This is a genomic window from Mesorhizobium sp. M0751, assembly GCF_040320265.1.
GTDB lineage: Bacteria > Pseudomonadota > Alphaproteobacteria > Rhizobiales > Rhizobiaceae > Mesorhizobium.
The window spans coordinates 68,838-93,459 of sequence record NZ_JAMYPH010000005.1 but is presented as its reverse complement, the minus strand read 5'-3'; the positions used below and the strand labels follow the sequence as shown (position 1 = coordinate 93,459).

The 24,622-nt window shown below is 61.8% G+C and carries 22 protein-coding genes; 8 read left to right on the top strand and 14 right to left on the bottom strand.

Translation table 11 applies throughout. The annotated features are described in order from the left end of the window. Positions 1-23: 23 nt before the first annotated feature. Complete coding sequence (locus tag NKI19_RS10605) at positions 24-1,028, top strand: asparaginase (protein ID WP_352490812.1); 1,005 nt, start codon at positions 24-26, stop codon at positions 1,026-1,028. On the opposite strand, the gene NKI19_RS10600 is transcribed toward NKI19_RS10605, so the two are convergent. Next, positions 1,021-2,397 (bottom strand): TIGR03808 family TAT-translocated repetitive protein, encoded by a 1,377-nt coding sequence (locus NKI19_RS10600; protein WP_352490813.1) that lies wholly within the window; start codon positions 2,395-2,397, stop codon positions 1,021-1,023. The genes NKI19_RS10605 and NKI19_RS10600 overlap by 8 nt on opposite strands. Before the next feature lie 131 nt (positions 2,398-2,528). Between NKI19_RS10600 and NKI19_RS10595 the strand changes: the two genes are divergently transcribed. Then, a complete protein-coding gene (locus NKI19_RS10595) occupies positions 2,529-3,002 on the top strand; it encodes a GreA/GreB family elongation factor (protein WP_352566519.1) in 474 nt (157 codons plus the stop codon). Here NKI19_RS10595 and NKI19_RS10590 read toward each other — a convergent pair. The 4 genes from NKI19_RS10590 to NKI19_RS10575 form a co-directional block, all read right to left on the bottom strand. Further along, on the bottom strand, positions 2,999-3,385 hold the full coding sequence (locus NKI19_RS10590; RefSeq protein ID WP_352566521.1) for a type II toxin-antitoxin system death-on-curing family toxin: 387 nt from the start codon (positions 3,383-3,385) through the stop codon (positions 2,999-3,001). The genes NKI19_RS10595 and NKI19_RS10590 overlap by 4 nt on opposite strands. Then, on the bottom strand, positions 3,382-3,612 hold the full coding sequence (locus NKI19_RS10585) for an AbrB/MazE/SpoVT family DNA-binding domain-containing protein (protein ID WP_352566523.1): 231 nt from the start codon (positions 3,610-3,612) through the stop codon (positions 3,382-3,384). Before NKI19_RS10585 ends, NKI19_RS10590 begins: the two co-directional genes overlap by 4 nt. 73 nt (positions 3,613-3,685) lie before the next feature. Beyond that, on the bottom strand, positions 3,686-5,809 hold the full coding sequence (gene scpA / locus NKI19_RS10580) for a methylmalonyl-CoA mutase (protein WP_352566525.1): 2,124 nt from the start codon (positions 5,807-5,809) through the stop codon (positions 3,686-3,688). Continuing rightward, on the bottom strand, positions 5,806-7,248 hold the full coding sequence (locus tag NKI19_RS10575) for a methylmalonyl-CoA mutase subunit beta (protein WP_023679334.1): 1,443 nt from the start codon (positions 7,246-7,248) through the stop codon (positions 5,806-5,808). Before NKI19_RS10575 ends, scpA begins: the two co-directional genes overlap by 4 nt. A gap of 275 nt (positions 7,249-7,523) precedes the next feature. On the opposite strand from NKI19_RS10575, the gene NKI19_RS10570 reads away from it, so the two are divergent. Beyond that, positions 7,524-9,056, top strand: a complete 1,533-nt coding sequence (locus NKI19_RS10570; protein ID WP_352566527.1) for a helicase HerA-like C-terminal domain-containing protein — start codon at positions 7,524-7,526, stop codon at positions 9,054-9,056. A gap of 322 nt (positions 9,057-9,378) precedes the next feature. On the opposite strand, the gene NKI19_RS10565 is transcribed toward NKI19_RS10570, so the two are convergent. The 4 genes from NKI19_RS10565 to NKI19_RS10550 form a co-directional block, all read right to left on the bottom strand. Beyond that, positions 9,379-10,221 carry a tetratricopeptide repeat protein gene (locus NKI19_RS10565; RefSeq protein WP_352566543.1) on the bottom strand — a complete coding sequence of 281 codons (843 nt, stop codon included), beginning with the start codon at positions 10,219-10,221 and terminating at the stop codon, positions 9,379-9,381. Between the two features lie 231 nt (positions 10,222-10,452). Continuing rightward, positions 10,453-12,561 (bottom strand): family 16 glycosylhydrolase, encoded by a 2,109-nt coding sequence (locus tag NKI19_RS10560; protein WP_352566529.1) that lies wholly within the window; start codon positions 12,559-12,561, stop codon positions 10,453-10,455. A gap of 26 nt (positions 12,562-12,587) precedes the next feature. Then, a complete protein-coding gene (locus tag NKI19_RS10555) occupies positions 12,588-13,430 on the bottom strand; it encodes a glycosyltransferase family 32 protein (RefSeq protein ID WP_352566531.1) in 843 nt (280 codons plus the stop codon). A gap of 76 nt (positions 13,431-13,506) precedes the next feature. After that, on the bottom strand, positions 13,507-15,141 hold the full coding sequence (locus NKI19_RS10550) for a carbamoyltransferase C-terminal domain-containing protein (protein ID WP_352566533.1): 1,635 nt from the start codon (positions 15,139-15,141) through the stop codon (positions 13,507-13,509). A 246-nt stretch (positions 15,142-15,387) separates the two neighbouring features. Here NKI19_RS10550 and NKI19_RS10545 point away from each other — a divergent pair, with 246 nt between their 5' ends. Further along, a complete protein-coding gene (locus NKI19_RS10545; RefSeq protein WP_352566535.1) occupies positions 15,388-15,771 on the top strand; it encodes a hypothetical protein in 384 nt (127 codons plus the stop codon). Between the two features lie 390 nt (positions 15,772-16,161). Here NKI19_RS10545 and NKI19_RS10540 read toward each other — a convergent pair whose 3' ends face one another. Together NKI19_RS10540 and NKI19_RS10535 are read right to left on the bottom strand one after the other, a co-directional pair. Beyond that, entirely contained in the window at positions 16,162-16,986 is an 825-nt protein-coding gene (locus tag NKI19_RS10540) for a L,D-transpeptidase (protein WP_352566537.1), read from the bottom strand. Between the two features lie 174 nt (positions 16,987-17,160). Beyond that, entirely contained in the window at positions 17,161-17,823 is a 663-nt protein-coding gene (locus tag NKI19_RS10535) for a haloacid dehalogenase type II (RefSeq protein WP_023677852.1), read from the bottom strand. A gap of 151 nt (positions 17,824-17,974) precedes the next feature. Between NKI19_RS10535 and NKI19_RS10530 the strand changes: the two genes are divergently transcribed. The 4 genes from NKI19_RS10530 to NKI19_RS10515 all read left to right on the top strand — a co-directional run bounded on the left by NKI19_RS10530 (position 17,975) and on the right by NKI19_RS10515 (position 21,136). After that, on the top strand, positions 17,975-18,853 hold the full coding sequence (locus tag NKI19_RS10530) for a branched-chain amino acid aminotransferase (RefSeq protein ID WP_352470990.1): 879 nt from the start codon (positions 17,975-17,977) through the stop codon (positions 18,851-18,853). A 107-nt stretch (positions 18,854-18,960) separates the two neighbouring features. After that, complete coding sequence (locus tag NKI19_RS10525) at positions 18,961-19,557, top strand: superoxide dismutase (RefSeq protein WP_023677850.1); 597 nt, start codon at positions 18,961-18,963, stop codon at positions 19,555-19,557. Between the two features lie 175 nt (positions 19,558-19,732). Beyond that, the gene (locus tag NKI19_RS10520) at positions 19,733-20,176 is read left to right on the top strand and encodes a c-type cytochrome (RefSeq protein WP_352566539.1); all 444 of its coding nucleotides are present in this window, start codon (positions 19,733-19,735) and stop codon (positions 20,174-20,176) included. A gap of 9 nt (positions 20,177-20,185) precedes the next feature. Then, on the top strand, positions 20,186-21,136 hold the full coding sequence (locus tag NKI19_RS10515; RefSeq protein WP_352951119.1) for a cytochrome c: 951 nt from the start codon (positions 20,186-20,188) through the stop codon (positions 21,134-21,136). An 11-nt stretch (positions 21,137-21,147) separates the two neighbouring features. Here NKI19_RS10515 and NKI19_RS10510 read toward each other — a convergent pair whose 3' ends face one another. The 3 genes from NKI19_RS10510 to NKI19_RS10500 all read right to left on the bottom strand — a co-directional run bounded on the left by NKI19_RS10510 (position 21,148) and on the right by NKI19_RS10500 (position 24,492). Then, on the bottom strand, positions 21,148-21,531 hold the full coding sequence (locus NKI19_RS10510; protein ID WP_023677847.1) for an SET domain-containing protein: 384 nt from the start codon (positions 21,529-21,531) through the stop codon (positions 21,148-21,150). Between the two features lie 145 nt (positions 21,532-21,676). Further along, positions 21,677-22,303 carry a LysE family translocator gene (locus tag NKI19_RS10505; RefSeq protein ID WP_023677846.1) on the bottom strand — a complete coding sequence of 209 codons (627 nt, stop codon included), beginning with the start codon at positions 22,301-22,303 and terminating at the stop codon, positions 21,677-21,679. Positions 22,304-22,380: 77 nt separating this feature from the next. Further along, a complete protein-coding gene (locus tag NKI19_RS10500) occupies positions 22,381-24,492 on the bottom strand; it encodes a S9 family peptidase (protein WP_352566131.1) in 2,112 nt (703 codons plus the stop codon). Positions 24,493-24,622 lie beyond the last annotated feature (130 nt).

Sequence of the window (24,622 nt, the reverse complement as noted above, 5' to 3'; positions counted from 1 at the left end):
CCGCCCGCATTGCGGGAAGTGACATGACAAATCCGGTTCTGGTCGAAGTCTTGCGCGGCGCAATCGTTGAGAGCGCGCATCGCGGCGCTGTTGCCGTATTCGACGCCGACGGCAAGCCTGTCTGGGAGATCGGCGACACGGCACAGCCGGTGTTCCCGCGTTCGGCGGTCAAGGCGATCCAGGCGTTGCCGCTGGTCGAGAGCGGCGCTGCCGATGCCTACGGCTTCGGTGATCGGGAGCTGGCGCTGGCCTGCGCCTCGCATTCCGGCGAGCCGCCACATGTCGAGCTCGCGCGGGCCATGCTGGCGAAGGCCGGCCTCGACGAGACGGCACTCGAATGCGGCGCGCATTGGCCGTCGAGCCATGGGGCGACGCTGGCGCTTGCCCGCGCCGGCAGCGTACCGAACGCGCTGCACAACAATTGTTCCGGCAAGCACTCAGGCTTCCTATGCACCTGCGTTCACAGCGGCATCGCCCATCGTGGTTACGTCAAGGCTGGCCATGCCTCGCAGGAAATGGTGCGCGAAGCGATGCAGGCGGTGACCGGTGCTGCCCATGACGCCGATCACCGCGGCACCGACGGCTGCTCGATTCCGACCTATGCCGTGCCGCTGCGCAGCTTTGCCCTTGGCTTTGCCCGCATGGCGACAGGTGCCGGCTTCGAGCCGGTGCGCGCCCGGGCGGCGGAGCGGCTGCTTTCCGCCTGCATGGCCGAGCCGTTTTTCGTCGCCGGCACGGGCAGGTCCGATGTCGCGATGATGGAGGCAGCGCCGGGCCGGATTTTCGTCAAGGGAGGCGCCGAAGGCGTTTTTTGCGCCGCCGTTCCGGAGCTTGGCCTTGGCATCGCGCTGAAATGTGACGATGGCGCCGGCCGCGCCGCTGAAGTGATGGTCGCAGCTGTGCTGGCAAAGCTTTTGCACGCCGACCACGCGCTGGCGGCGAAACTGATCGAACAGGCAAATCCGCCCATCGAAAGCCGGATCGGCGCCAAAGTCGGCGCGCTCCGGCACACCGCCGCCCTCAACTGACGTGATTGCGCTCGACGGTCAAATGCGCATAGCCGGCATTGCCTGAGGCGGCGAGGTCGCCGGTTACCGGCTCGGCCCAGCGCTGGCCGACGATCGCGCCGTTCTGGACCCCGTCGATGACATTGTCGGAAATGATTGCCGTCCCGGCACCTTCGACCACGGTGACGACGATGCCGGTCCCCGCCTTGCGGATGACATTTCCCGTGGCGACTACATTGCGCATGAACGGTCCCCAGCCGATCTGCATGCCGTAGAGCGGCGCATTCTCGACGACATTGCCGGAAACTGTGGTGTCTGCCTCGACGCTGATGCCGACGCCGAAGCCGGGCGCGTCGGCAGGGTAGGGGCCGCTGGTCGACAGATTGCGGACGATGTTGCCGGAGCAGACGCCCATGCGGCCGCCTTCGTTGAAATTGACGATCGAAATGCCGTTCGCGGCGCCATCGACGATGTTATTGCCGATGATCGCCCCTTCGAAGGAGAATTCGGAATACACGGCCGTTTCGCCCGAGCGCGAACAGGTATTGCCGGTGATCTGCAAATTGCTGGCACTATTGGCGCGGATCGCCGAGAACGCGCAGTCCGAAACGATATTGCCGGAGATGATGACATTGCCGGCGCGGAAGGCATTGATGCCATTGCCGTTCTGGCCTGTTCCGCCGCCGCGCGCCTGGATGCGTTCGATGCGGTTGCCGCTGACGATGGTGCCGTCTTCCGCCGCCTGCCAGCGGTGCACGAGAATGCCGCCATTGGCGCAGTCGCAGACGCTATTGCCTGATATTTCCAGGCCATCGGCCTCGACCGAATAGATGCCGGCATCGGCTGCACCGGATATCTCCGAGCGCTCGATGCGGCCCGAGGCGTGCTCGAGCGCCAGACCGTTCTTGCCGCTGCCGGTCATCTGGCAGTTGTCGACGACCAGATGGGCGATGCGGCGCAGATCAAGCAGGCCTTGCGTGTAGTCCCCCATCCAGCGGTTGCTGCCGTCGAACACCAGCCCGCTGAGTTCGATATGCTCGGCCTGTTCGGCCATGATGAGATGGCCGTTGCCGCCGTAGACGATCCGCGACGCGCCCGGCACGCCGGACAGGCGTACCCGGCCGGGCAGCGACAGGTTGGAAACGATATAGATCCCCGGCGGCAGGAACACCGGCATGTCGTGGTCGTGCGCGTCGCGCAGCAGCTTGGTGAAAGCCTTGCTCTGGTCGTCAAGCGCGCCGGGCCGAACGCCGAGCTCGGTCGCGTTGATCGCGCCACGTATCGCGGCTTTCTCGATGCCGGGCAGGTTTTTCGCCGCGGCCTTGCCGAGCGAAAGCCCCATGACGGCAAAGCCGGCGGTCTGCGCAAGCAGCGTTCGTCTGTTCAACATCGGCACAGATTCCTTGCGTTCAACGGTCGCGCCGCAGGATTCGTGCCAGACAGGATCGGCCCGGATCGACCCCGACGTCGGTTCGCCGGCTACGGCTTGTGGAGTCGTCGCGTCAGGCATAAGTTCGATAGATGAGCAGGGCCTTCACCCGCGAAGAAGACAGCGAAAACGCCATCGCCGGCATCGGCGAGCGGCCGATCAGTCATCACCGCAATCTGGTGACGGAACGCGGCCTGGCGCTGATCGATGCGGAGGTGGCCGCTCTGCGCGACGAACTGGGCAGAGCCGAAAAGAGGGCCGACCGCGAGCGCATCGCGCTGGTGTCGCGTGATCTCCGCTATTGGACGGCGCGGCGGGAAAGCGCCGAGCTTTCGGTGCCGGAACCGGGCAGCGACATGGTTCGCTTCGGTATGGGCGTCACCCTGGAAAGCGACGACGGCAAGAAGGTGCACTGGAAGATCGTCGGCGAGGACGAAGCCAATCCGGCCAAGGGGACAATTTCCCATATGTCGCCGATGGCGATGGCGCTGTTCGGCAAGAAGGTCGGCGAAGTTGCCGTGGTCAATGGCAAGGAATGGGAGATCGTCAAGCTCTCCGACAGTTAGTCTTCGAGCTTGATGACATGATCGCGGAAGAACGCTGCGGCGCCGGCCTCGTCGATTTCGCCGGCGGCAACCATCATGACCAGTTGAATAATGTCCGCCTGCTCGGCTTCGATGCTCAAGCCATTGAAATAAAGGAACAGATCGGCCGCCGCGAAAGCAGTACGCTTGTTTCCGTCGACGAATGGATGGTTTTTGCCGATACCGAAAAGATAAGCGGACGCCAGCTCACAGAGATCGGGCTCGCCATAGATTTCCCTCTGCTGCGGCCTGTAGAGCGCCGACTCCAGCATTCCTTCGTCGCGGATGCCCGCTGCGCCGCCGTGGAGGCGCAGCTGCTCGGCGTGAAGCGCCTCCACGAATTCCCGCAAATGATGCTCGGTCATTTTGCGAGCGCGCGGTAGGCAACCTCATACTTCTTCATCCGCTCGCGCGCGATCTTCATCTTGCGCTCGAATTCTTCAGCAGTGTCCTCGGTGCGGCGCAGACGAAGCTCATCGCCTTCCTGGACGATGACGATGCTGTCGCCCGCCTTCAGGTTCATGCGGTCGAGAATTTCCTTCGGCAGGATCACGCCTTCGGAATTGCCGATCTTGCGAATGGTCGTTTTCATGGTGAGGCATCCTGTTGCAACACTGATTATAACTCAGCGCGTTTCTTGTTACAACAGACATTATAACAAAGCGTCAGCCGGCCTGCAGCAGCCGGTCCATCAGCCGCTCCGCCGCTTCCGGGATGACCGTGCCGGGCGGGAAGATTTCAGTGGCGCCTGCCTGCCGGACTGAGTCGTAATCCTGCGGCGGGATGACGCCGCCGGCGACGATCAGCATGTCGTCGCGGCCCAACTTCTTCAGTGCAAGCCTGAGTTCGGGAATGAGCGTCAAATGGCCTGCTGCCAGCGACGAGGCGCCGACGATGTGCACGTCATGCTCGACCGCCAGCCTGGCGATCTCGTCCGGAGTCTGGAACATCGGCCCGACGGTGACGTCGAAGCCTAGGTCGGCAAAGGCGGTGGCGATCACTTTCTGGCCGCGATCATGGCCGTCTTGCCCCATCTTGGCGACCAGAATGCGTGGCTTGCCGCCGGACTTCTCCTCGAACGCGACGATCTTGTCCTGCAGCCGGTCGACCACCGGATTGTCGCCGAGCGCGTTGCGATAGACGCCGGAGATCGTCTGCACCGAGGCGACATGGCGGCCGAAAACCTTTTCCAGCGCCAGCGAAATCTCGCCGACCGTGGCGTTGGCGCGTGCGGCCCGGATGGCGAATTCCAGCAGGTTTCCGTTACTCCCGGCAGCACGGGTAAGCGCATCGAGCGCGCTCTCGACGGCGGCGACGTCACGCGTACCTTTCAGCCGCTGCAGCTTCGACAATTGCCGCGCCCTGACTTCGGCATTGTCGATCTTCAGCACGTCGACTTCGATGTCCGTGGCGGGACGCTGGGCATTGACACCGACCACGATCTGTTCGCCGGAATCGATGCGCGCCTGGGTGCGCGCGGCAGCCTCTTCGATGCGCAGCTTCGGTAGGCCCTTTTCGATCGCTGCGGCCATGCCGCCGAGGCTCTCGACCTCCTCGATATGCGCAAGCGCGCGCGCCGCAAGATCATGTGTCAGCCGTTCGACATAGGCGGAGCCACCCCACGGGTCGATAATGCGCGTCGTGCCGGATTCCTTCTGCAGGATGAGCTGTGTGTTGCGGGCGATGCGGGCCGAATGGTCGGTCGGCAGCGCCATTGCCTCGTCGAAGGAATTGGTGTGCAGCGACTGCGTGTGGCCTTGAGTGGCGGCCATCGCCTCGATCATGGTGCGGATGATGTTGTTGTAGGGATCCTGCGCCGTCAGCGACCAGCCCGAAGTCTGGCAATGGGTGCGCAGCGACAGCGAGCGCTCGTCTTTCGGCGAAAAGTTCTTCAGCATCAGGCTGGCCCACAAAAGGCGCGCTGCTCTCAGCTTGGCGACTTCCATGAAGAAATTCATGCCGATCGCCCAGAAGAAGGAAAGGCGCGGCGCGAAACGGTCGATGTCGAGGCCGGCCGCGACGCCGGCGCGCGCATATTCGATACCGTCGGCAATCGTGTAGGCGAGCTCGAGGTCCGCCGTCGCTCCCGCCTCCTGCATGTGGTAGCCGGAGATCGAGATCGAATTGAACTTCGGCATGTGCTTCGACGTGTAGGAAAAAATGTCCGACACGATCCGCATCGAAGGTTTTGGCGGATAGATGTAGGTGTTGCGCACCATGAACTCTTTCAGGATGTCGTTCTGAATGGTCCCGGTGAGGTCCTTCTGCGCAACGTCCTGTTCCTCCGCCGCGACGATATAGAGCGCCATGATCGGCAGCACCGCGCCGTTCATCGTCATCGATACCGTCATCTCGTTAAGCGGGATGCCGTCGAACAACTGGCGCATGTCGAGAATGGAATCGATGGCGACGCCGGCCATGCCGACATCGCCGGCTACGCGCGGATGGTCGCTGTCGTAGCCGCGATGCGTGGCGAGGTCGAAGGCGACCGACAGGCCCTTCTGGCCGGCGGCAAGGTTGCGACGGTAGAAGGCGTTGGACTCTTCGGCAGTCGAGAAGCCGGCATATTGCCGGATCGTCCAGGGTTGCTGGACATACATCGTCGGATAGGGGCCGCGCACGAAAGGCGGCAGGCCTGGATAGGTATCGAGGTGCGGCAAGCCCTTGAGATCGCCCTGGTTGTAGAGATGCTTGACGGCGATGCCTTCCGGCGTCATCCGCTGGCCTTTGATCTCGACCGGCGCCCGCCGTGGCGGCGACCAGGCGATCTGGCTGAAATCCGGGATCATGGCACGGCTCCGATCGACTGATCGATGCGGATCGGAAATAGCGGCTCGCACACCGCAACGCCTTCGGTGAAGGCAGGCCGCCGCTCCGCCGCCAGCGTCTCGACCGGACGCTCGGTCTTCGACGGGTGCAGCGTCGTGCCGACGATCGCCCGTTCGCCCGCCTGGTAGGCTGTGTTGCGGCGGGCGGAAGCTGCCTGGACGCGCCTCTGGATGTGGCCTTGCTCAAGGCTGGTCAGCACGCCGCCTTCCGCCTCGATCTGCTGGAACTCCTGCCAGGCCGCCGCGCAGAGCTCCGCAGTCAGCGCTTCGACGGCGCCCGAACCGCAAACCGGATCGGCGACGTGGTCGATGTGGCTTTCATTGGCCATGATCAGTTGCGCGTTGCGGGCAACGCGGCGAGCAAAATCCGCGGGTAGGCCGTGCGCGATCGTGTGCGGCAGGATGGCGATCGAATCCGCGCCGCCGGCGGCAGCCGCGAAAGCGGCGATGGTGGTGCGCAGGATGTTGGTTTCCGGGTCGGCCGCCGTCATCATCCGGAAGGAGGTTTCGGCATGGATGCTGGCGGTGGAGGGCGGTATCGAGCAGGCCTCCTGGACACGCGCCCACAGCCTGCGCAACGCCCTGACCTTGGCCGTCGAAACGAACTGGTCCTGATCGACGCTGAGCGCAAAACCGATATGCGGCGCCGCGTAGACGAGCGGCTGGCGCGCCTTCTCGAACAGCCTCAAATAGGAGACGGCCGAGGCGAGCATGGTGCCAAGCTCCTGCGCCTCGGTGGCGCCGGCATTGTGGAATACCCGCCCGTCGGCCTCCAGCAGCACGCCGGGCACACCCATCGAAAAGAAATGCGCCAGCGATTGCGGCATCGAAGCCTGTAAAGCCTCGATCGACATGCGCAGCCTGCCGGTCCCGGCAAAGATCGCCGCCGGATCGATGCCGAAGGAGAGGTTGAGCTTTGCCGGGTCGGAGCGGCGCTTGGTCAAAAACGCCACCAGCCAGTCGGCCACGGCACGGCTCCAGGGATGGGCGTCGATGCGGATCTGGATGCGGTTGAGCGGCACGCCGTCGAGCACGCCCTCCAGCGCCTCCGCCGTCCTCGGCAAGCCATAGCCGAAGGCGTTCGGCGCACCCTCGAAGACAAGCGACAGTCCGGTGGCACCCTGCGCGACGTCTTCCAGCGCCTGCGCACTGGCGCGGCCTATGTCCGGATCGTCGATGCGCTGGCTGACGATCCACGGTGATCCCGGGTTGGCGCGCACGACAGGCTCGGCGGTTACCGAACGCTCGTAGAGCGGCTCGATGCGGATGGCGTCGTCCGTATGCGAGACGAGCTTTTCCTCGAAGGACCCGCCGGCCAGCGCCTTCTCCGCCAGCGCCAGCCATCGTTGCCGGTCGACGTTTGGAAGTTCGGCATCCTGGGTCAAGGCACCGGCGCCCATCGGTTCTCCTCGTTCTAGCGGCCGCAGCGGCCGACTATGTCAGTCTACGGTCCCCGGCCCGATATCACAATGCAGCACACATGCCGTGCAACGCGCCTTCCGTGATGGTGACCGTCAACCGATTGCCAAACATGGGCAGGTTCTGCAAGCTCCAAAAGCCATTTTCGACAACGCCCATTGTCGCTGCGCAATGGCCTCACTATACCTGCGGCGGGGCTCCCTTTTCTTCAAGGGATCAGGGCATTCAACCCTATAGGTTTGCGGAGACCGGACACATGGCCGACGATACCAGTATCTTCATAGGGGCCAGCCGCAAGCCGGACGACAGCTATCAGCGGCCCGAACAGCTTTTGCTGCAATATGGCAATCGTCACGGCCTGGTCACCGGCGCGACCGGCACCGGCAAGACGGTGACCCTGCAGATTTTGGCCGAGGGTTTCTCCAATGCCGGCGTGCCGGTATTCTGCGCCGACATCAAGGGCGACCTGTCGGGTATCGCCATGATGGGCACAGCGCAGGATTTTCTGGTGAAGCGGGCCGAGCAGGTCAAGCTCGATCCTTACGAATTCCAGGAATTCCCGGTCATCTTCTGGGATCTGTTCGGCGAGCAGGGCCACCCGATCCGCGCCACCATCTCGGAGATGGGGCCGCTGCTTCTGTCGCGGTTGATGAACCTTTCCGAGGCGCAGGAAGGCATCATGAACATCGCCTTCCGCATCGCCGACGAGGAAGGCCTTCTGCTGCTCGATTTGAAGGACCTGCAGTCACTGCTGGCCAATATCGCCGACCGCGCCCAAGAGATCGGCGCCCGCTACGGCAATGTTACGAAACCTTCGGTCGGCGCCATCCAGCGCACGCTGCTGGTCCTGGAGCAGCAGGGCGCTGCCAATTTCTTCGGCGAGCCGGCATTGCGGATCGCCGACATCATGCGCACCACGCGCGATGGACGCGGCGCCATCAGCGTGCTCGCCGCCGACAAGCTGATGATGAATCCGCGGCTCTATGCGACGTTCCTTCTGTGGCTGATGTCGGAACTGTTCGAGGAACTGCCCGAGGTCGGCGACCCGGACAAGCCGAAGCTGGTCTTCTTCTTCGACGAGGCGCACCTTCTGTTCGACGACGCCCCGAAGGTGTTGGTCGACCGCGTCGAGCAGGTGGTCCGGCTGATCCGCTCGAAAGGCGTCGGCGTTTATTTCGTCACGCAAAATCCGCTGGATATCCCTGAAACGGTGCTGGCCCAGCTCGGCAACCGGGTGCAGCACGCACTTCGTGCCTATACGCCGCGCGAACAGAAGGCCGTCAAGACGGCGGCCGAGACGTTCAGACCCAATCCCGATTTCGACTGCGCAACCGTTATCACGCAGCTCGGCACCGGCGAGGCGCTGGTCTCGACGCTGGAAGCCAAGGGCGTGCCGTCCATGGTGCAGCGGACGCTGATCCGCCCGCCATCGTCGCGCCTTGGCCCGATCACGCCCGACGAGCGCCGCAAGCTGATCAATGAGAGCCCGGTTGCGGGACAGTACGACCAGACCGTCGATCGCGAATCGGCCTTCGAGATCCTGCAGAAAAAGGCCAAGGACGCCCAGGAGGCGCAATCCCAGCAGCAGGAGAGCGGCCGTTCGCGCTGGACCATTCCCGGCTTCGGCAATGACGACCCCCAGCCGACCGGCGGCCGCCGCGCGCCGCGCCCCTCCAACCGTCAGACGGTGGCGGAGGCGGCGATCAAATCAGTCGTGCGCTCGGTCGGTTCGTCGGTCGGACGAGCCATCGTCCGCGGGATTTTGGGGAGCTTGTCCAGGGGGCGGTGAGGGGCATCGCACCGAAGGGCGGGCGTCGGTGTGGGCAAATTCTGTCCTGGCATCAAGCGCCGGCAGCCAGATATGGTGGACAGAGGACGGCGGCTATGCGGAAAGGGCGGTCATTGCCGAACCACTACTCAGACGTTTGGGCCGAGAGCGGACTGTCCGATTCCCGGATGAATAGGCCAGAAAACCGACATTCCGCTGCCGACCCATCACGCACGCTCGTATCGTCACCGTCATCGCTCTTAAAGCGGACGTTCGATCTGTGAAACAGAATACTACCAATCTGTTTCAACCTAGACGTTGCCTTTTGCGTAAATGATGAGGCTTATCCGTTCGTTGGTTTCCAAGCTCGCGCCAGGCGCTGTGCTTCTGCGATCTGGTCGGGAGTCATCTTGCTGGCGGCCCAATCCCTGTTCTGAACCGCCACCTCGTAGCCCTGCGCCGCCGCTAGGTTGAACCACATGTGTGCAACCACGTAGTCTTGCGGGACGCCTTGGCCATTGGTGTACAAGACGCCCAGGTTGTTCTGGGAGTCGGCAAAACCCTCTTGGGCTGCCAGCCCATACCACTTTGCCCCCTCGGCATAGTTCTGCGGGACGCCTTGGCCGTTGACGTACATGAAGCCTAAGACGTCACGGGCCTTCAAATCCCTTTGGTCGGCGGCCAAACGAAACCACTTCATTGCCTCGGCATAGTCCTGCGAGACGCCTTGGCCGTTGGCGTACATGAAACCTAAGCTGCTAATAGCCTTTAAATTCCCTTGGTCGGCGGCCAAACGAAACCACTTCATCGCCTCGGCATAGTCCTGCGAGACACCTTGGCCGTTGGCGTACATGAAACCTAAGCTGCTAATAGCCTTCAAATCCCCTTGGTCGGCGGCCAGACGAAACCACTTCATCGCCTCCGCATAATTCTGCGGGACGCCTTGGCCGTTGCCGGCCATGTGACCGAGGTTGTATTGTGCTTGAGCATGGCCTTGATCGGCTGCCAGACGATACAACTTTGCGGCCTCGGCATAGTCGCCATGCTTATCAGCAGCAACGCCATCCTCGAATGGCCCTGCCATCGTCGCATCGGCCAACATGACAACGATGATAAACCCGGTAAGTATACGCTTCAGCACGGCAACATTCTTTCTCTCCCAGTTTTTGTAGAAGCTGCGCACCATCAGCTTCACGATGGCACTAGACCAAATGAAACAGAATTGGGCAATTCTGTTTCAGCATAAGCCCATGAGCGACTGCTTTTCGCGCTGTTCGCCGAAAGCGGCCGTTCCGCTTCCGAGGAAGCCGTTATGGCTGGTCCAGTTTGGGCCGGAAGCGGACCGGCAGGTTTCGGTTCAGAGTATATGATAAGCTGCCCTTAATTCATCCGCCGACTGCACATTTTCCGCGAGTGTTCACGTCCAAATCGATACGTTCCTGAAGGTTGCCGTCGAAGGTAGGGCACTTTCATCGATCCGTCCGGCGAGTTCCTCCGAACGAGGAACCCACAGGTTGGCGTGCAGACGCATTGGAAGATGCGGAATTGGTGTAGGATCCCATCCTACACGTTCGTGGACGACTCTGCCATCTACCCACCAAGAGATGAAACCTGGTCGCCAGTCGATCGCGTAAAGATGGAAGTCTAAGGAGGCGTCGAACCCGAGCTCGATACGGTAGGGCGAACCCCGATAGCCGAAACCTATCGCCGCTCTATCGTCTCCAGGATTGAAATAGACATTGACCAGCATGCCGTACGGATCATCGCCGGTCAGCTCGACGTCGATCTCCTGCCGAGGTGCGTCCCGGTGAAGGAAGAAGCCTGTGACGAGACCTGAACCTCGGGCGGCCCTTATCTCCGCCTCGAACCTTCCGTGCCCGAAAGTGCGCGCGGAGGCAAAGGCGCCGGAGCGATACGGTCTATCTCCGATCGCCGTCTTGCTAAGGACGAGGTGTGTCCCGCGTGCATCGTGCACCAGACCCTCTCGGGCAAACGCGGCTAGATTTCCTGGGAACGTCTCCACGCGTCTTGGGAGCAGCGGTGTCGGGGTCCTCATCGTAGCCCGGACGAGGCGCGTGCTGTTGGACTGCACGGCTCGGTCCGGCGGTGGTGGCGAAGGCCAGCCGCTTCCTGGAAGAAGGATCCAAGGCGAGTCATCCATCGGGCCGGCCCAAGGCGCGGCACTATTCTCGAGGCGCGATGCTGCCGCACGGTCGTCGCGGAAGACCCTCCATTCCCGCGGGGGACCGATGGGAAAAGCCTGGATCGGCACAGCGAGACATAGCAGGGCGCAAAGCGGTTGCCATGAAGCATAGCCCGACTCGTAGTTTGGCAAGACCGCAGTTCTGGCGGAGGGCAAGCGATCTAGTTCGATCCCGCAGCCGAGACAGGCATCCGCTTCGAACACGAACTTAGCGCCCGTCCGTCCGATTGCAGCAGAGATCGCGCCCGCCGACAGCGGAGCGTCGACGAGGGCGTCGAATGTCTCGAGGAGAGCTGGCAGCTCATTCTCTCGAATCGTGTCCTCATCACCATCGAAAGCCCGCACACGAAGACCGAGCATCGACAACGCCATGGCCAAACCTTCCCGGTCGCGACCGGCGGTCCATGCCAATACAGTGCCAACGGCGGTTCGGCGTGGCATATGGACGGCATTTGCATCAACGATTCCAGCTCGTGCGAGGTAAGGTAGGACGGAATAGCAGTTGTCCGACCCTCCATCCGGACGTTGCAGGATTGCTGGCGAGGACAGTGCCAGCGCGCCAAGCTCATCGAAACGATAGTTGATCCACATGTCGACAGGGCCGATGACCGGCATCGAGCGCAGCAGAGCCTCCGCACCTTCTCGAGACAGGACGTAGCCTGACAGAAACCAGAGTCCGCGCTTCGGGCGAAACAGGGCGTCGCAGATGTCGACACGTGCGGCCGTCCCACCGGCGTCTTCGTAGGAGAGATAGAGCAGACGCGGACCTCTCTCGCCCGCACAACGCCTACCTGCTGCGCGCCATCCCAGGTCGATCGCCGCAGCGGCCCCGCGCCTGAACCAGACATCGTCCTCAAGCACCAGAACATTATCGCAGGGGCCTGCGACGATGGCTTTCCATGCCTCAATGTGCGATCTGGCGACGGCTACTTCTTGCCGTGTCATCCTGATCGGCTCCTTGACGCCAAAGCACTCCTCCAGCCTCCCATCTGGTTGAACGTAGAGCTGATCGCCAAGAAGGTAGGTCTGGTCGACATCAGCCGTTGCTGCTACGGCACGGCCGTCGCGAGCATCTACTGCCGTCAGCCGCCGCGCCAGAGAGGTCAGAGACGTGCCGTCAGAGGTTCTGAAGCGGCTCAGCTCGCGTAGCGTCCGCCGCAGCCGCTGCGGTTGCCGGTCCAAATTCACGATCAGGACCATCCCGATCTTCCCCGTGCCCGTACCGAACGCCGAGATCCGACCGCCATGGATCAGGCCGAGCATGACGCGTGACGCGCGGAACGCGAGCCTCTGGACCCGACCAAAGGTTTTCTGGAGATTCACTGCACGGACTCGCTGCGCATCGGGTCTTAGCAGCCGTACACGTTGCGCCAGTTACGGGTATCACCCCTGTAGGACAGGTCCCAGCGCATTTCTGCGACTAACTCCCAATCGCGCAGTAGCTCAAAATCGAACGGAAGACCGGCCAACTGCAGTTGGTGCGCGTGGACTGCCAGCGCGGCAGTAAGGTTGCCGGGCCCTGTCGTGGACTGGATTTCGGGAAAGCGATCTTCGCTGAGCAGCTTTTCAGTCGCTCGGAAAAGCGCGCATCGCAGGACTGGATGATTGGCCGGTGCAGCGATCGGGTCATTATTGACGTAAAAGATGCGGCCGTCCGTGGGCAGATCCGGTCGCCAGATCTCGGCACTTGGCATCATTCCGCTAGCCGTGATGTCGTAACACAGTGGCTGCATCTTGAGCTTGCCGTCCCGAAAGATGTGTCTCCAGCCATCCCCGAGCAGCACGTCATCCGCATCGACGTAAAGGCCGCCTTCCGCGAGCACAAAACACATGCGCAGATAGTCGCAGCGCATCGCCGGATGGCTGCAGCGGTCGAACGCTTCGCGCTCCCGTTTACCATAGGTATTCGCGATGTAGGCTGCCGCGCTGGCGTCGTCGAACATGTGGAACTCGAAGCCCTCGTCGGCGAGGCGATCCCAACTTTCGAGGCAGGCGCGGACGTCCTCCGGCAGGTTGGTCGGATCGTGCCAGTATCTGACCAGCCTTCTTGGAATCGAGGCCGACTCCACGTTGAGGTCCTCGACTGCTCTCGTCGAGACTTCTAGCTGCTGCAAGGTGATCTCGCGGATGAAAGCGGATCGAAGGTCCTCGCGTTCTTCGAAGCCGGGTGGATATGGATTTATGTCTGTCATGGTCCCTGAAGTTGGTTCGAGAACTGAGGCCTTCCGCGCGTGCCTACCGCCGCGCAAAGTTGCCCGAGTTCCTGCGCTAAGCTGGTAAGCGATCTGCGACTTGGGGCTTTGCCGCGTTCAGGTACGCCTGGTATCGCGGGGAACTCTTGAGAAGATGTGCTCGTCCCTCGACGACGAACCCGTCAAGACCATGCTCATGAGCATATGCATCGAGATCGGTCATATTGTTTATGAAGCCCTTGCCCTTGAAGTTGAGAGACGTGTTGCACAAGACTCCGTAGCCAGTGCGAGCCTTAAACGCGACAAGGAGGTTATAGAGGTCGTTGTTAGTGTCGGGGGTGACCGTCTGGAGGCGAGCGGTTCCATTCACGTGTGTGACGGCCCGGAGTTCCTCTGTAGTCGCGTGATACGTATACAGCATGTGCGGGCTCTCGTGATCGCATCCGAACCACCTCTTGGCATCATTCCGAAGGCAAACGGGGGCGATTGGGCGGAACTGTTCGCGCTCCTTGATCTCGTTTAGTCGCACTCTTGTCTCATTACCAAACGGAGCAGCGAGGATGGATCTGTTGCCTAGCGCGCGGGGGCCGATTTCGTATCTGCCGTGCGCCCAGCCCAGGATGACGTCATTGGCTAGCATGTGGGCGACCGTGTCGTGATTCTTCTCGTACACATCGTATTTGCTAAAATCGACTGCGCTTTCCGTGCGAAAGCTCAGGCCCGAGTAGACGTTCCAGTCGATCTTCGGATTGCCGGTATGGCGGAACTGCGCATCGATGGCCGTGCCGATAGCGGACCCCGAATCGTTCGCAACCGGAGGGACGAATATCTCAGAAAAGAGGCCTGTCTCCTTCCACTTGGTGTTCCAGTCGCAGTTGAGACCGCAACCGCCCGCTATGACCAGCGGTCGCCCTTTCTCCAGATTTTTCCTCGCGAACTGCTGGAAAACATCGAAGATCGCATCGCTGTAGATCCCCGCGAAGTTGCGGAATTCGGGATCACCCAGGCCCGCGTCGAGATGCGGCGCCTGAGCGATGCGATGGTAGTCGCTGAGCTTTCGATAGGGACCATTCAGCATGAAGCGGAGCAGGTCCCTCTCTGCCTCGGTGGGGGCAATACGCTTCGAGAACGAAGCGAGGGCCATCAGCTTTCCCGCGTCCGAGGCGCGGGGGTACGGCCCGTCCTTGGGGAACGTAGGGTCAGCTAGGCCGTAGAGCAGTCCATATCGATTTCCCGGCTGGGTCAGTACATCGGCGATTAGCGTGATATTGAGCTCGGAGTCGATATCGTAGAACGTACCCATCTCTCCTTCCCACACTAGTGCGTAGCAGGCGGTCCCCTTGGGCAAAGGCGACATGCCGAACGCGCAGAGTATGTGCGACCTCTCGTGGGAGGAGGAAAAGTAGTCGGCCCTACCACGCAGAAGCCTGCCCTTATCCATGATGGCACTGTTGCTCGAGACGCCTCGATACCCACCGTTTCTGTGGGAGCCGTGTAAATACTCGTGATGATCACGCGGCCACCACCCGCCCATGCAGATGACGTCTGGAATGACGCCGAGCTCGCCGATGGCGTCCAGTACATCGGCTACTGAAATCGCGGAATATCTGTAGTTGGAGTCCTTCTCTGCCTCAATGGAGAACACCAGGCGGAAGTCCTGAAGAAAGGCGATGGCACCATCGTGGCCAGGCTTATACGACAGGAAATTCATATCCGGTCACCCCCCAAAAAAATCACTCAGTATTCATTTCTCTGTAATTGATGAATCAATTTACATCCCGCGACGCAATGCCAATGTATAAGATATACACGTTTAATTTGGTGCCGCTGGTCTGCTGTCGCTTAAATAGAAAGCGTGACAGTCTGATTTGCTCGAACTGCGCTAACTTTCTGTCGGTGAGTTCTTGACGGGCAGCCACAGGATTGCCGGTGAAACGCAAGACGCGCGAATCCACGAATGACCTTCGTCCTGGGCGGATCCTCTCTGGAGCAATGTGTGGGCAAGAATAGCGAAGGTTGGACGCTGGAATTGCGCGCAGAGCGATTCGATTTGGCTGATTTTGCGGTCACAATGTCCAAATGGAAGAACGAACATGCCTTGTCAGATGGATCGGCGGCTCACAACCATTTACCGCCATTCGACGGCACGAACATCAGCAACAAGTGGAAGCCGCTGTTAGATTTCCGGAGAACTGCCTGTCAATTGCGCACCCGTTCGGCCAGCAAACAACACAGGGCCTTCCCCACTGGCCAATTGCGCCACACCGTGCTGGCTGGATCCCTGGGCGGTGACCTTACTAAGGGCACATGTTTAAGACGACGATCGGCAGAAAAGAGTTGAAGGCGATGATCGGGGCAATCTCCGACTTCGATTTGGCGATCTCTGCTCTGGCCATGAGCCGACCTCTCCCCGACGGTGGGAAGACAGCTTAGTGCCAGTTGCCGATGCCCGGTTGGCCGCCCCACAGCCTTTCCGGAGGAATGACTGGTTTCGGGATTGGCAACCGGCATCCTGAAGGCGACAATGAGGCGCAAAGCTGTCGTGCACGGCTCGGTTTGCGAGAGTCTGCTTCGGGTCATGAGCTGTCACTGGTGGCGTCTGCACAGAGCGCGGCAAAATCCGCTGCTCGGCGTAAGCACCGCACCTAAAGGCGGGCACCGGCACGGGCAACCCGACGTCCGGCAAAACCAGCAGGAGCCGGAGCAATCCTGCCCCAGTGCTTCCGCCAGCTCAAAAGATCGAGTTGGTCACCGCTTTTATCGGGCCGAGCAGGATCGATCCTTCCGGCACGCCAGCGTCGATCGGGATGGCTTTGCGGTTTGCTGTCGCCACCATCGGCTGACCGATGTCGGCCGTCACCACGACCGGGGTCTTGTTCGGCACACGATCATAGAGATCGATGATGTCCTGGTTCATCAGGCGCACACAGCCCGACGACACCGACTTGCCGATCGACCGCCATTCCGGCGAACCGTGCAAGCGGTAGAGCGTGTCCTGGTTGCCCTGGAAGAGATAAAGCGCCCGCGCGCCAAGCGGGTTCTTGAGCCCACCGGGCATGCCGCCATTGTCGGCGCTGTACGGCTTCAACTCCGGCTGCCGGGCGATCATGTCGTCCGGCGGCGTCCATTTCGGCCATTTCTGCTTCCATTGGACCACCGCATCGCCCGACCATTCGAAGCCGGCGCGGCCGAGGCCGACACCGTAGCGGATCGCCTGGCCGCCCGGGCGCACCAGGTAGAGGAAGTGATTGGTGGTGTCGACGACGATGGTGCCCGGCTGCTGCCCGGTCGGATCGTCAACGATCTGGCGCAGGAACTGCGGGTCGATCTTGTCGGCCGGTATGGCCGGCAGCTCGAAGCCGCCATCCGACATCGGCCCATACATCGTCACATAGTCGCCGAGCGCCGGCTCGACATAGGTCGGCGGCGGTGGCTCGACCGGTTGTTGCGACAGCGTGGTGCAACTGGAGACCGCGACCGAGGCGGCGCCAAGGGCTGCTGCGTTGAGAAAACCGCGACGGCTCAGGCGAAAAGAGGACGATGGGGGTGTGAACATGATTGCCTTTTTTAAGTCTCAAATCGCAACAAAGCATAAATGCGTCCTGTTGCGCGCGGTTGCCCGAGCAATGCCCGGCGCGATAGGCGGTTCCAATTCTGGCCGCAGGGTGGACAAACAAAGGCAAAGCTGTGACCGGATCGTCACTGTTGCGCCGACGCAACATTTCCGGTGTCACCCCCCGGCGACCAGACCTTCAAGGGACGGCAGGATCAGGGCCGGTGGAAAATCCCGGTATTCCTCAGGCTGATTGGCGCGGTTGATCCACACTGTCCTGAAGCCGAATTTGGTGGCGCCGGCGACGTCCCAGCGGTTGGATGACTGGAAAGAGACAGCGCCCGGATAGAGGCGCCAGCCCGTGGTGACCATGTCGTAGACCGACGGATCGGTCTTGAAGCGCCTGACGCTGTCGACGGAAAAGACGTCGTCCAGGACCTGGTCGAGCGCGGCGGACTTGACGGCCGCTTGCAGCATCTCAGGCGAACCGTTGGACAGGATCGCCAGCCTTGCCCCCGATGCCTTGAGCGCCTTGAGCACGGCCGGTACCTCCGGATAGCAGTCCAGCCGCCAATAGGCCTCGAGCAGCTTCGCCCTCAGCCCGGCATCGGCGGATGGAACCTTGCGCAGGGCGAAGTCGAGGGCCTGCTCGGTGAGCTGCCAGAAATCGGCATAGGCCCCCATCAGCGTCCTGACCCAGGAATATTCCAGCTGCTTGGCGCGCCAGATATCGGACAGCAACTGGCCGTCCGGCCCGATCTGGTCGGCGTGACGGCGCACGGCCGCATGCACGTCGAACAGCGTGCCATAGGCGTCGAAAACGTAAGCCGCGAACTGCATTCGACAGTTTTGAGGCCGCATAAGGCAAGGCGCAAGCGCTGATTGCAGTCCGCCAGCCCGCTGGCCTCAACAAATCTCAGCCATGCCGGTTGACGGCGGCCGCCAAAGCATCTTCCAATGCGCCGCAACAAGCATCGAACGGAACCTGGCAATGACATTGGCGACAGCGGCGCAATCCGCGACATGGACCTTCGTCGACGGCGACTGGTACGAGGGCAATGTTGCCATTCTAGGGCCGCGCAGCCACGCCATGTGGCTCGGCACCAGCGTGTTCGACGGCGCTCGCTGGTTCGAGGGCGTCGCTCCCGATCTCGATCGCCATGCAGCGCGGGTAAATGCCTCGGCGATCGCGCTCGGTCTGAAACCGACGATGAGCACCGACAGGATCGTCGGCCTGACCTGGGACGGGCTGAAGAAGTTCGACGGCAAGACGGCGGTCTATATCAGGCCGATGTATTGGGCCGAGCATGGCGGCTATATGGGCGTGCCGGCCGACCCGGCCTCGACGCGTTTCTGCCTTTGCCTCTACGAATCGCCGATGATCTCGCCGGCGGGGTTTTCGGTGACGGTGTCGCCGTTCCGGCGCCCGACCATCGAGACCATGCCGACCAACGCCAAGGCCGGCTGCCTTTATCCCAACAACGGCCGTGCCATCCTCGAAGCCAAGATGCGCGGCTTCGACAATGCGCTCGTGCTCGACATGCTGGGCAATGTCGCCGAGACCGGCACCTCGAATATTTTCCTGGTCAAGGACGGCCATGTCCTGACGCCGGCGCCGAACGGCACCTTCCTGTCCGGCATTACCCGCGCGCGCACCATGGCCCTGCTAGGCGAATACGGTTTCACGACGACGGAAAAGACGCTGTCGATCCGCGATTTCCTGGAGGCGGACGAAATCTTCTCGACCGGAAACCACTCGAAAGTCGTGCCGGTCACCCGTATCGAGGATCGCAATCTGCAGCCGGGACCGGTGGCCAAGAAGGCGCGCGAACTCTATTGGGAATGGGCGCATTCGACTTCGCCCGGCTGACCCGCTAAAAAGCGGCCGGCGCTTCGTTTCCGGAGTTGTTCCAGACCAATCCAGTCCTATGTTAGTCCGGTATCGACACCGGATTTTTCCACGAGGGAGTACGACCGATGGCTTTTGAATTGCCCGCCTTGCCCTATGATTACGAGGCTTTGCAGCCTTACATGTCCAAGGAAACGCTGGAATATCACCACGACAAGCACCACAAGGCCTATGTCGATAACGGCAACAAGCTGGCCGCCGAGGCGGGCATGGGCGATTTGTCGGTCGAAGAGGCCGTCAAACAGTCCTTCGGCAAGAATGCGGGCCTCTTCAACAATGCCGCCCAGCACTACAATCACATCCATTTCTGGAAATGGATGAAGAAGGGCGGCGGTGGCAACAAGCTGCCGGGCGCATTGCAAAAGGCGGTCGACAGCGATCTTGGTGGCTACGACAAGTTCAAGGCCGACTTCATCGCCGCCGGCACCACCCAGTTCGGTTCGGGCTGGGCCTGGGTCTCGGTCAAGGACGGCAAGCTGGCGATCTCGAAGACGCCGAATGGCGAGAACCCGCTCGTCCATGGCGCGACGCCGATCCTCGGCGTCGATGTCTGGGAACATTCCTATTACATCGATTATCGCAACGCCCGGCCGAAATATCTCGAAGCCTTCGTCGACAGTCTCATCAACTGGGACTATGTGCTCGAACTCTACGAAAAGGCCTGATCCGTTCCAGAAAGCCCCGGCAGAACCGGGGCTTTTCTTTTTCTGCATCAGAACGACAGCTGCAAAAATTTCACGCAAGCGTGAGGCGAAGCGTCGGAATTTTTAAGCCATCCTTGCCGTTTGTCATCGGGGTGGGACCGCATTCTGAATTTGCCTTCAACATGGAGCCAAGTGAATGAGAAAGCTTATCCTCGCCATCTCGATGCTCGCCTTCGCCGGTTCGGCGGCATTTGCCGACCCGGTAGCCGACCGGCAGGCCCTGATGAAGGAACGTGGCAAGATCGCCGCCGGATTGTCGAAAGTGGTCAAGGGCGAGACGCCCTACGACGCCGCTTCGGTGCTGACGGCGTTGCAGGCACTGCAGGTCAATGCCGAGAAATTCCATGCCGGCGTCGACACGCTTTTCCCGGCGGGCAGCGACACCAGCGACACGACGGCGTCCCCAAAAATCTGGCAGGACATGGCCGGCTTCAAGACGGCTGAAGGCAAGTACCTCGCCGACGTCAAGGCGGCGGTCGCCGCAGCACCTGCGGATGCCGACGCGTTGAAGGCGCAGTTCAACACCATTGGCGGCGGCTGCGGCAACTGTCATCAAAACTACAGGGTGAAAAAAGGCTGATAGCGGGCAATGCGCTTGCTGAAGAAACTTGTCGGCGCCGCCCTCGTTCTGGGCGGCGCGGCCGCGATTGCCGGCTGGTTCCTGTCGGCTCCGGTCAGGCTCGATGCCGCAACGCTGGCTGAGCTTGGTCCTGGCGACGCCGCCAGGGGCAAGCGCATCTTCTACGCCGGCGGCTGCACATCCTGTCATGCCAAGCCTGGCTCGCAAGGCGACGCCCGTCTTCAGCTGGCGGGCGGCCTTGAACTCAAGACGCCATTCGGCACCTTCGTGCCGCCGAACATATCGCAGGATACCAGGGACGGCATCGGCGCCTGGTCGGTCGAGGACTTTGTCAACGCCATGCTGAAGGGCGTGTCGCCGTCGGGCGAGCATCTCTATCCGGCATTTCCCTATGCTTCCTACGCGCGCATGAAGCCGGCCGACATTGCCGATCTCTATGCATTCCTGAAGACGTTACCCGCGGTCGCCGGCAAGGCGCCCGCCAATTCGCTGGCATTTCCCTTCAACGTCCGACGCGGTCTTGGCTTGTGGAAGCTGCTCTATTTGAGTGACCAGCCGGTCGTTTCCTTTCCCGACGGCACACCGGATCCGGTGTTGACAGGCCGCTATCTGGTCGAAGGCCCCGGCCATTGCGGCGAATGCCACACGCCGCGGGATCTTGCCGGCGGCACCAGGAAGAGCCAATGGCTGGCAGGTGCGGCCGCCGCCGAAGGCAGCGGCATCGTGCCGAACATCACGTCGGGCGAGGGCGGCATCGCGGACTGGTCCGAGGCCGACATCGCCAACTATCTCGAAACCGGCTTCGCGCCGGATTTCGATACGGTCGGCGGCGCAATGGTCGACGTGCAGCGGAACATGGCCGTGCTGACCCCGGAGGACCGCGCGGCGATCGCCGCCTACCTGAAAGCCGTGCCGCCGCACCCCAACGGCTATCCGGCGCGCAAGAAGCCGTCGAGCTGACGGCCGTTGCGTCAGCGGTCGCCGAGAAAGTCGAAGCCGGTTTCGAAGAAGTGATTGTAGTCGCAGGTCATTTCCTCGCCGGGCCCAATGTCGCGCAAGGCATAGGTCTCCTCCGGCTGCGAGACGTCGCAATTCGGGTCGTCGGCATGGTTCATGTAGCGCGCATCGTCGGCTTCGAAGACGATGTAATTCGGGTCGCGCCGGTCCGGATAGGCGTAGCGGTCGAGATAGGTTCTGACCGGCCCGGTTTCCCGCTCGTAGGCCGCTACCTCGATGCGCCGGTCGTATTTCGGGTCGAGCTTCCAGACCAGCGTGCCGCGGGCAATGTGGTTCTTGGCAAAGACGCCGATGCCCTGGATGGGCGATTTGTCGAGATAGACATCGACGAGCAACATGGCAGATCCCTGGGTGATTGTGTGTTGGCGCGGCTGTGAAAAGGCCGCGCACTGGGTAGCGCGCGGCCTTTGCAATTGCGAGCGGAAAATCAGCTGTGCCTGCCCATTATCCGAAGCCTCGTACGGCTCGTCGCCTGTCGAGACCCTAGCGCTGTTGCAGCGCCAGCCGGATGCCTAAGGCGCAATAGATACCGCCGACAGCCTTGCCTTGCCATCTCAGCACCGTCGGGTTTCGGCGCAGGAATGCACCGAGGCCGCCCGCACCCACGGCGAAAACCACCGTGCTGACGAGGCCCAACAGAACAAAGATGATGCCCAATATCGCCAGTTGAAGCATCACCGATCCGTTTTCAGGCCGCACGAACTGCGGAAGAAATGCGAGGAAGAAAAGCGCGGTCTTGGGATTGAGAACCTCGGTCAAAACAGCCTGCCGAAATGCTTTGGCAGCGGGGATCGCAAGTGCGCCGGCGGCCGGATAGGCCGGCGTTTTCTCGATGATCGCGCGAATGCCGAGATAAATGAGGTAGGCTGCGCCGATGTACTTCACGATGTTGAAAAGCGCCGCCGACGTGGCAATTATCGCCGAAATGCCGACGATCGCCATGAAGGTGTGAACCACGTCGCCGGCCGCGATCCCGGCGCCGGTCGCAATGCCCACCCTGGTTCCGGAACTGGTTGCCCGCGCCACCGTCAGAAGAGTGGCGGGACCCGGGATGAAGACAAAGCCAAGCACAACCGCGACATAAGCTATCAACGTGGCGAGATCGATCATTGGTGGGCTCCGCAACTCTCACCGCCAATGAAGCCACGTCGCGGAACGGAAGGCAATGACCGCTCATCCGCCGATGCTCACGCCGCAAGCTCGGCCTTGCCCGTCACCTTGAGCGCGAAGGCGTAGGTGAAGGCGATTTCCTCCAGTCTTGAAAACCGGCCGGAGGCGCCGGCATGGCCTGAATCCAGGTTGATCTTGAACAGCACCGGATTCCCACCTGTCTTGCGGTCGCGCAGCCGCGCCACCCATTTGGCCGGCTCCCAATAAGTGACGCGCGGGTCGGTCAGGCCGGCCAGCGCCAGGATCGGCGGATAGTCGAGTGCGGCGACATTGTCGTAGGGCGAGTAGGCGGCGATGGTCCGGTAATCCTCCGCCGACGCGATCGGATTGCCCCATTCCGGCCATTCCGGCGGCGTCAGCGGCAAGCTGGCGTCGAGCATGGTGGTGAGCACGTCGACGAAGGGAACCTCGGCGACGATGCCGCCGAAGCATTGCGGCGCCATGTTGGCGACCGCGCCCATCAGCATGCCGCCGGCCGAACCGCCTTGCGCAACGATGCGGTCATGCTGCGTATAGCGTTCGGCGACAAGGTGGTGGGCGGCAGCGACAAAATCGGTGAACGTGTTCATCTTGTTCGCCCGCTTGCCGTCGTCGTACCAGCCATAGCCCTTGTCCTTGCCGCCGCGAACATGGGCTATCGCGTAGACAAAGCCGCGGTCGACCAGCGAAAACAGATTGGTGTTGAACGCGGCGGGTACGGCTATGCCGTAAGATCCGTAGCCGTAAAGCAGGCAAGGGGCGGACCCGTCGAGCGGTGTGTCGCGGTGATGGAGGAGCGAGATCGGCACCAGTTCGCCGTCGGCGGCAGGCGCCATCAGCCGGCGCGTGACGTAGTGCTCCGGGTCGTGGCCGGACGGCACTTCCTGGGTCTTGAGCAGCACCCGCTCGCGGGTGCGCATGTTGTAATCGAAGACCTGCGCCGGGGTCGTCATCGACGAATAGGAAAAGCGCATGATCTCGGTGTCGTATTCGTAGGAGCCGGACAGGCCGAGCGAGAAGGCTTCCTCGTCGAAGGAGATCAGGTGCTCCTCGCCGCTCTTGCGGTCGCGCACGACGATGCGCGGCAGGCCTTCCTTGCGCTCGAGCCGGACCATGTGGTCCTTGAAGCCGATCACCGAAAGGATCAGCCGGCCCGCTTCGTGCGGCACCAGTTCCTGCCAGTTGGCGCGCACCGGATCATGGGCCGGCGCCGTCATGATCTTGAAGTCCTTGGCGCCGTCGGCATTGGTGAGGATGAAGAAGATGTCGCCGCCTTCCTCGAGTTCGTACTGCAGGCCCGTCTGGCGCGCCGCAACCAGCTTCGGCTCTGCGAACGGATCGTCGGCGCTCATGATGCGGTATTCCGAGGTCTCATGGTCGTTGATGCCGATCATGATCCACTCGTTGGAGCGCGTGCCGCCGACATCCATGAAGAAGCCGGGATCGGTCTCCTCGTAGATCAGCCGGTCGTTTTCAGGACCGTCGCCAAGCGCATGGAACAGCACTTTGGAAGGACGGTGGTTGGGGTCGAGGCGGGTGTAGAAAAAACCGTCATTGCCGGCATCCCACACACCGCCGCCGCCGGTGTCCGGGACCCTGTCCGCCAGATCGTTGCCGCCGGCCAGATCGCGGACGCGCAGCGTGTAGAATTCGGAACCCTTGTCGTCGAAGGCCCAGAGCAGCTTGCTGTGGTCGTCCGAATGATCGACGCCGCCCAGGCGGAAATAGGGCTTGCCCTCGGCCTCGGCATCGCCGTCGAGCAATATCTGCTTGTCGCCGCCGTCACGCGCCGTGCGGAAATAACGCGGCTGCTGGCCGCCAAGCTTGAAGGAGGAGCCGTAGGCGTAAGGTCCGTCCTTCATCGGCACGGAAGAATCGTCTTCCTTGATGCGTCCCTTCATTTCCGCGAAAAGCTGCTTCTGCAGTTGGACCGTATCGGCCATCAGCGCCGCCTGGTAAGCATTCTCGGCTTCGAGGTGGGCGCGGATTTGGCCGTCGAGCAGGGACGGATCCCTGAACATCTCTTGCCAATTGGCGGCCCTCAGCCAGCCATAATCGTCCGTCCGCGTTATGCCGTGATGCGTGTCGAAGATCGGCCGCTTCTCCGGCTGCGGCGGCGTGGCGGTCGGAAACACTGGGGTTCTGGTCATTGCGTCTCGCTGTGGAAGCTACTTGAATGGCGAATGAACACGCCGAGCAGCGCGGGTTCAAGGGCTATGATCTATTGTCGTGGTGGCTCGAGAGGACGGGCTGGAGGAGCGGATAACGAATATTTCTTCT

Coding starts and splice junctions, on each gene's coding strand:
- NKI19_RS10605 (WP_352490812.1), top strand. CDS start 24: ATGACAAATCCGGTTCTGGTCGAAGTCTTGCGCGGCGCAATCGTTGAG.
- NKI19_RS10600 (WP_352490813.1), bottom strand. CDS start 2,397: ATGTTGAACAGACGAACGCTGCTTGCGCAGACCGCCGGCTTTGCCGTC.
- NKI19_RS10595 (WP_352566519.1), top strand. CDS start 2,529: ATGAGCAGGGCCTTCACCCGCGAAGAAGACAGCGAAAACGCCATCGCC.
- NKI19_RS10590 (WP_352566521.1), bottom strand. CDS start 3,385: ATGACCGAGCATCATTTGCGGGAATTCGTGGAGGCGCTTCACGCCGAG.
- NKI19_RS10585 (WP_352566523.1), bottom strand. CDS start 3,612: ATGAAAACGACCATTCGCAAGATCGGCAATTCCGAAGGCGTGATCCTG.
- scpA (WP_352566525.1), bottom strand. CDS start 5,809: ATGATCCCGGATTTCAGCCAGATCGCCTGGTCGCCGCCACGGCGGGCG.
- NKI19_RS10575 (WP_023679334.1), bottom strand. CDS start 7,248: ATGGGCGCCGGTGCCTTGACCCAGGATGCCGAACTTCCAAACGTCGAC.
- NKI19_RS10570 (WP_352566527.1), top strand. CDS start 7,524: ATGGCCGACGATACCAGTATCTTCATAGGGGCCAGCCGCAAGCCGGAC.
- NKI19_RS10565 (WP_352566543.1), bottom strand. CDS start 10,221: ATGGTGCGCAGCTTCTACAAAAACTGGGAGAGAAAGAATGTTGCCGTG.
- NKI19_RS10555 (WP_352566531.1), bottom strand. CDS start 13,430: ATGACAGACATAAATCCATATCCACCCGGCTTCGAAGAACGCGAGGAC.
- NKI19_RS10550 (WP_352566533.1), bottom strand. CDS start 15,141: ATGAATTTCCTGTCGTATAAGCCTGGCCACGATGGTGCCATCGCCTTT.
- NKI19_RS10545 (WP_352566535.1), top strand. CDS start 15,388: ATGACCTTCGTCCTGGGCGGATCCTCTCTGGAGCAATGTGTGGGCAAG.
- NKI19_RS10540 (WP_352566537.1), bottom strand. CDS start 16,986: ATGTTCACACCCCCATCGTCCTCTTTTCGCCTGAGCCGTCGCGGTTTT.
- NKI19_RS10535 (WP_023677852.1), bottom strand. CDS start 17,823: ATGCAGTTCGCGGCTTACGTTTTCGACGCCTATGGCACGCTGTTCGAC.
- NKI19_RS10530 (WP_352470990.1), top strand. CDS start 17,975: ATGACATTGGCGACAGCGGCGCAATCCGCGACATGGACCTTCGTCGAC.
- NKI19_RS10525 (WP_023677850.1), top strand. CDS start 18,961: ATGGCTTTTGAATTGCCCGCCTTGCCCTATGATTACGAGGCTTTGCAG.
- NKI19_RS10520 (WP_352566539.1), top strand. CDS start 19,733: ATGAGAAAGCTTATCCTCGCCATCTCGATGCTCGCCTTCGCCGGTTCG.
- NKI19_RS10515 (WP_352951119.1), top strand. CDS start 20,186: ATGCGCTTGCTGAAGAAACTTGTCGGCGCCGCCCTCGTTCTGGGCGGC.
- NKI19_RS10510 (WP_023677847.1), bottom strand. CDS start 21,531: ATGTTGCTCGTCGATGTCTATCTCGACAAATCGCCCATCCAGGGCATC.
- NKI19_RS10505 (WP_023677846.1), bottom strand. CDS start 22,303: ATGATCGATCTCGCCACGTTGATAGCTTATGTCGCGGTTGTGCTTGGC.
- NKI19_RS10500 (WP_352566131.1), bottom strand. CDS start 24,492: ATGACCAGAACCCCAGTGTTTCCGACCGCCACGCCGCCGCAGCCGGAG.